The following is a 5,900-nucleotide window of genomic DNA, read 5'->3' as shown; positions in this document are numbered from 1 at the left end:
GTAATCACCTCATCTGTGTAATCAACCCGAAGTAAAAAAGAATATATAACGATAATTAAATAGAAATTAACCAATAAAAAACAATGGCAAATTATTTTAACACATTACCTCTTAGAGAAAAATTAAACCAATTAGGTGTTTGCGACTTCATGGACAGTTCTGAATTTTTAGATGGCGTTAGCGCATTAAAAGGTAAAAAACTGGTAATTGTAGGTTGTGGCGCACAAGGCTTAAACCAAGGTTTAAATTTAAGAGATAGTGGTTTAGATGTAAGCTACACTTTACGTAAGGAAGCAATTGAAGGCAAACGCGATTCGTGGAAAAATGCAACTGAAAACAATTTTACAGTTGGCACTTACGAAGAACTGATTCCAAATGCAGATGTAGTAATTAACCTTACTCCAGATAAACAACATACTGCTGTTGTAAATGCAATTATGCCTTTAATGAAAGAAGGAGCTACTTTGTTATATTCTCACGGTTTCAATATCGTTGAAGAAGGTATGCAGATCCGTAAAGATTTAACCGTTATTATGGTTGCGCCTAAATGCCCAGGTAGCGAAGTTAGAGCAGAATATGTTCGTGGTTTTGGTGTTCCTACCTTAATTGCAGTTCACCCTGAAAACGATCCTCAAGGTAAAGGATTGGCACAGGCAAAAGCATATTGCGCAGGTACAGGCGGTCACAGAGCTGGTGTATTAAAATCATCTTTCGTAGCTGAGGTAAAATCAGATTTAATGGGCGAGCAAACCATCCTTTGTGGTTTATTGCAAACAGGTTCTATCCTATCTTTCGATAAAATGGTAGAAAAAGGAATCGATGCAGGTTATGCTTCTAAATTGGTTCAATATGGTGTTGAGGTAATTACCGAAGCCTTAAAACAAGGTGGTATTACGGCCATGATGGACAGATTAAGCAATGTAGCTAAAATCAAAGCTTTCGAAATTTCGGAAGAATTGAAAGATATTATGCGTCCATTATTTCAAAAACACCAGGATGATATTATGAGTGGCGAATTTAGCCGGACCATGATGGAAGATTGGGCAAACGGAGATAAAAATTTATTAAAATGGAGAGCTGAAACCGGCGAAACTGCTTTCGAAAAAACGCCTGCTGGTGATGTTAAAATCGGTGAGCAGGAATATTTCGATAACTATACTTTAATGGTAGCTTTTGTTCGCGCTGGTGTTGAATTGGCTTTCGAAACCATGGTACAGGCAGGTATCAAACCAGAGTCGGCTTACTACGAATCGTTACACGAAACACCACTTATTGCCAACACCATTGCACGTAAGAAATTGTTCGAAATGAACCGTGTTATTTCTGATACTGCTGAATACGGTTGTTATTTGTTCGATCAGGCTTGTAAACCGCTTTTGGGCGATTTCATGAAAAAAGTAGATACTGATCTAGTTGGTAAAAACTTCAATGAAGGTAAAGATGGCGCTGTTGATAACAGACAATTAATCGATATCAACGAGGCTATCCGCTCTCACCAGGTAGAACAGATTGGAGCAACTTTGCGTAAAGCAATGACTGCAATGAAAGCGATTAAAACTGCATAGAAACAAAAGAATGTCATCCTGAGCTTGTCGAAGGAACTCTTTTTGTTTCTATAACGAAAAAGTCTTCGACAGGCTCAGACTGACAAACATTAAATAATAATAAAATGTCAAAAACATTAGTAGAAAAAATTTGGGATGCTCACGTTGTAAAAAGTGAAGAAGGATTTCCTGATATTTTATACATTGATACACACTTAATACATGAGGTAACCTCTCCGCAGGCGTTTGATGGTTTGCGTAAAAGAGGATTACCTGTTTTTCGTCCGAAGCAAACTGTTGCAACTGCCGATCATAACGTACCTACGTTAAATCAGTTATTGCCAATTAAAGAGGAGCTTTCGCGCTATCAGGTGGATATGTTAACCAAAAATTGTGCAGAATTTGGTGTAGAACTGTATGGTTTAGGCCATCCTTTTCAAGGCATTGTACATGTTATCGGCCCTGAGTTGGGTATCACCTTACCAGGTAAAACCATGGTTTGCGGCGATAGCCATACCTCAACCCATGGTGCTTTTGGTGCCATTGCATTTGGTATCGGTACTTCGCAGGTAGAGCAGGTTTTTGCAACGCAATGTTTATTGCAGTCGAAACCTAAAACCATGAAAATTGAGGTAAACGGCGAGCTTGAAAAAGGTGTTGGCGCTAAAGACATTATCTTATACATTATTGCTAAAATCTCTGCCGCAGGCGGTACAGGTTATTTTATAGAATACGCAGGTTCAGCAATCGAAGCTTTAAGTATGGAAGCCCGTATGACGATCTGTAACATGAGTATCGAAATGGGTGCACGCGGTGGATTAATTGCACCTGACCAAACCACTTTCGATTACATTAAAGGAAGAGAATTTGCTCCAGCTGGCGAAGAGTGGGATAAAGCTTTAGCTTATTGGAAAACATTATATAGCGATGCTGATGCGAAATTCGATAGTGTTTTAACTTTCGATGCAGCAGATATCGCACCTATGATTACCTATGGTACAAACCCAGGAATGGGTATGGGTATTCAGGAACATATTCCGGCAACTGGTGCACAACCAGAAAAAGAAAAACTTTCGTACCAGAAAGCGTTAGATTATATGGGCTTTGATGACGATTCCTCATTAATCGGGAAACCGGTTGATTATGTATTCATCGGAAGCTGTACCAACTCACGCATTGAAGATTTACGCGAAGTTGCCGATTTTGTTAAAGATAAACGCAAAGCCGATAATGTTACGGTTTGGATTGTTCCAGGATCGAAACAAGTTGAGCAACAAGCTAAAAACGAAGGTTTGGATAAAATTTTCGAAGCCGCTGGTTTCCAATTACGCGAACCAGGCTGTAGTGCCTGTTTAGGTATGAACGAAGATAAAATCCCGGCAGGTAAATATTGTGTATCTACATCAAACAGAAACTTCGAAGGCAGACAAGGGCAAAATGCACGTACATTATTGGCCAGTCCACTTACTGCAGCAGCTGCTGCTGTAACCGGAAAAATTACTGATGTAAGGGATTTGTTGGAGAAGGCTTAAAATAAAGTCATACTGAAGAATGAAGCATCTGCAAGCTAAGAAACAGATTCTTCGTTCCTCAGAATGACAACTTTAAAATATATGATACTAGAAGTTGCCATATTAAATGTAAAAGCCGGATTATCGGCTGATTTTGAAAAAGCTTTTAACAAAGCACAAAAAATCATTTCCTCAATGGAAGGTTACATTTCGCATCAGCTTCAAAAATGTATAGAGGTAGAAAATAAATATATCCTGTTGGTAAACTGGAAAACACTGGAGGCACATACCGAAGGTTTCAGAGGGTCAGCAGCATACCAGGATTGGAAAAAGTTATTACATCACTTTTATGATCCCTTCCCAACAGTTGAACACTTTACTAAGGTGGAAGGCTGAAGGTTTATAATAAATATTAAATCAGTGAAATCACCCCAATCGGTGAAATCATTTAAATCTGTGTAATCGTCATTAATAATGAAAAAATTCACAAAATTAACATCGGCAGTAGTGCCTTTAAATATAGAGAACATCGATACCGACCAGATTATCCCTGCGAGGTTTCTAAAAGCGACTACCCGCGAGGGTTTTGGCGAAAACTTGTTCCGCGATTGGCGTTATGAAAACGATAACCAGCCTAAAGCTGATTTCGTGATGAATAACCCAACCTATAGCGGCCAGGTTTTAGTAGCAGGAAAAAACTTCGGCTGTGGCAGTAGTCGCGAGCACGCTGCATGGGCTATTCAAGATGCTGGTTTTGACGCGGTAATCAGCAGTTTCTTTGCCGACATCTTTAAAGGAAATGCCTTGAACAATGGTTTATTACCCATCCAGGTAAGTGATGAATTCTTGGCGCAGATTTTCAACGCGGTTGACAACAATCCAAAATCAGCCCTAGAAGTTGATTTAGAAAATCAAACGGTTACCATTGTAGAAACTGGTGCTCAAGAATCATTTGAGATCAATCCTTACAAAAAATCGTGTTTGATAAACGGTTATGATGATATCGATTTCATCTTGGCCCAAAAAGAATTAATCGCAGAATTTGAACAAGCAAAATAATGCTTAAACCATTTGTCTACATACAAAACCTAAACTTAAGTTACCGCAATAAAGCGGTACTAAAGGATTTGTATTGGGAAGTAAATGTGTGCCAAAACTGGGTTTTATGGGGCGAAAGTGGCAGTGGAAAAACTTCTTTGGCTAAAGCGATTGCGGGTTTAATTCCTTCTCAAGGTAGTATTGAAATCAATTACGACGCCCAAAGTAAATTACCGGCCGAAGTTTTATTTGTAGAAAGCTGGTATCAGTTTAAAAATCTCGAAGGTGTTGCAAACTTTTATTATCAGCAACGCTACACCAGTTTACAGGCCAATGATACTTTAACAGTACATGCAGAACTGGTAGCTTACGGCAAAGAAAAAGGGCTTCATTTCGATCTGGTTGAACCCATTTTAGAAGCACTGGGCTTTGCTACTTTTGCCAGTTCACAGCTAATCGAATTATCAAGCGGCGAACATAAAAAACTGCAGCTGGTTAAAGCCTTATGGTTAAAACCTCAATTGTTAATTATCGATCAGCCTTATACCGGTTTAGATAAAGCATCGCGCAAAAACCTGAATACACTTTTAGACCAGATTACAGCAGAAGGTGTACAATTAATTTTAATCTGTAATGATTTAGAATTTCCAGAAAGCATCGATTCTTTTGCGGAGATTATAGACGGGCAGATTGTAAGCTCATTTTCAAGAGAAATTGGAGATCTTCCACCTGAAATACATAAAAGGAAAATCCCCGCTTTTTTAAAGGAGTCGCCAATTTATTCATCAACTGATATGGTAACGATGGTTGATGTCAACATCAGCTATGGCGAAAAACAGGTGCTAAAAAACATCAACTGGGAAGTTAAAGCTGGCGAAAAATGGTTATTGCAAGGCCCTAATGGCTCAGGAAAATCTACTTTATTGAGTTTAATCAACGGCGATCACCCCCAATCTTACGCCAACGAGCTTTATTTGTTTGGCAACAGGCGTGGAACTGGCGAAAGCATTTGGGATATTAAGCAGCATATTGGTTTAATATCGCCGGAGTTTCATTGGTATTTCGATGCCACTTCAACCGTTTGGAAATGCATTGCTTCGGGCTTTTACGATACCGTGGGGCTGTTTCAGCAATTGCCTTATAGCAAAAGAGCACAAGTTGATGAGCTGATTGAGTATTTTGGATTAACCGAAAACAAAAATGAATTATTAACCGCACTTCCACTCGGTAAACAGCGATTGGTATTGTTAGCGCGAACGATTATAAAAAATCCGGAACTGTTAATTCTGGATGAACCTTGCCAGGGTTTAGACCAACAGCAAACAAAACATTTTAACCAATTGGTTGATGAATTGTGCAGCAACGGGATGACCTTAATTTACGTTGGCCATTTTGAATCGCAGCTGCCAACCTGCATAGAAAAAAGAATATTGTTAGAAAAAGGCGAGGTAAAAGTCGTCGAAAGTTTAAACACAGAAATATTAAGCTGATGCAAGCTTGGCCACGGAAACACGGTGAACACGGAAACAAAATTTTTCTGTGATTTCTGTGCTTCCGTGGCAACCAATAAGCAATTGTAAAGCAAAAGAGGAGTCAACAATGAAGAAGAACATTTTAGTAATACCTGGAGATGGTATTGGGCCCGAGGTTACCACTTGGGGAAAAGCAGCATTAGAAAAAATTGCCGAAATTTTTGGCCATGAATTTGTGTTCGAAGAAGCTTTAATGGGCCATGCGGCTATTGAAGTTACCGGCGAGCCTTTGCCAGATGAAACGTTAGAAAAAGCAAGACAAAGTGATGCTATCC

Annotated in this window: 6 protein-coding genes; all 6 read left to right on the top strand. The window is 39.2% G+C overall.

All coding sequences use genetic code 11. The features are described 5' to 3' along the window. The first annotated feature begins 83 nt into the window (after positions 1-83). Entirely contained in the window at positions 84-1,565 is a 1,482-nt protein-coding gene (gene ilvC, locus AC1DPQ_RS15400; RefSeq protein ID WP_116251731.1) for a ketol-acid reductoisomerase, read from the top strand. 104 nt (positions 1,566-1,669) lie between these two features. Next, complete coding sequence (gene leuC, locus AC1DPQ_RS15395; protein WP_477582589.1) at positions 1,670-3,076, top strand: 3-isopropylmalate dehydratase large subunit; 1,407 nt, start codon at positions 1,670-1,672, stop codon at positions 3,074-3,076. Positions 3,077-3,157: 81 nt separating this feature from the next. Next, complete coding sequence (locus AC1DPQ_RS15390) at positions 3,158-3,451, top strand: antibiotic biosynthesis monooxygenase family protein (protein WP_477582591.1); 294 nt, start codon at positions 3,158-3,160, stop codon at positions 3,449-3,451. Between the two features lie 78 nt (positions 3,452-3,529). Continuing rightward, the gene (gene leuD, locus AC1DPQ_RS15385; protein WP_029276483.1) at positions 3,530-4,114 is read left to right on the top strand and encodes a 3-isopropylmalate dehydratase small subunit; all 585 of its coding nucleotides are present in this window, start codon (positions 3,530-3,532) and stop codon (positions 4,112-4,114) included. Next, the gene (locus AC1DPQ_RS15380; RefSeq protein WP_477582593.1) at positions 4,114-5,583 is read left to right on the top strand and encodes an ATP-binding cassette domain-containing protein; all 1,470 of its coding nucleotides are present in this window, start codon (positions 4,114-4,116) and stop codon (positions 5,581-5,583) included. Before leuD ends, AC1DPQ_RS15380 begins: the two co-directional genes overlap by 1 nt. 109 nt (positions 5,584-5,692) lie before the next feature. After that, on the top strand, positions 5,693-5,900 hold a 208-nt coding region (locus AC1DPQ_RS15375), incomplete at its 3' end, for an isocitrate/isopropylmalate family dehydrogenase (protein WP_477610082.1).

The sequence above is a fragment of the Pedobacter sp. 01T416_2 genome, assembly GCF_056398925.1.
This window is presented reverse-complemented; position numbering and strand designations above follow the sequence as displayed.